General features: G+C 60.0%; 1 pseudogene. It reads left to right on the plus strand.

Annotated elements, in window-relative coordinates:
- Positions 1 to 28: 28 nt before the first annotated feature.
- Positions 29 to 315: pseudogene (locus QMX97_RS32080) on the plus strand (PapC/FimD family outer membrane usher protein); the annotation flags it as partial.

The following is a 315-nucleotide window of genomic DNA, read 5'->3' on the forward strand; positions in this document are numbered from 1 at the left end:
TTTGTACCGCAGTCAGGAATACGCCTACATGGATAGCGGTATGGCGCTGACGGTCAGCCTGCCATTGGGGCGCAGCGGCACACTGTCGCTGGTTGGCAGCAGGACCTCGGGCAAAGAGAGCTATGCCACGCGTTACAGTGACCGCCTCGATGCGCGCAATAGCTATCAGCTCAGTGCAAGTGACAACTCTCGCAGCGGTTACCTGAGCCATATTGGCGACCAGGCTGACATCGATCTCAGCGCCAGCACACAACAAGGCAATGGCAGGTCCCTCAGTGCGTCTGTTCGCGGTGGCGGCACACTCACGCCCTACGG

It is taken from the genome of Pseudomonas sp. PS01298 (assembly GCF_029959745.1).
GTDB classification, from domain to species: domain Bacteria; phylum Pseudomonadota; class Gammaproteobacteria; order Pseudomonadales; family Pseudomonadaceae; genus Aquipseudomonas; species Aquipseudomonas aylmerensis.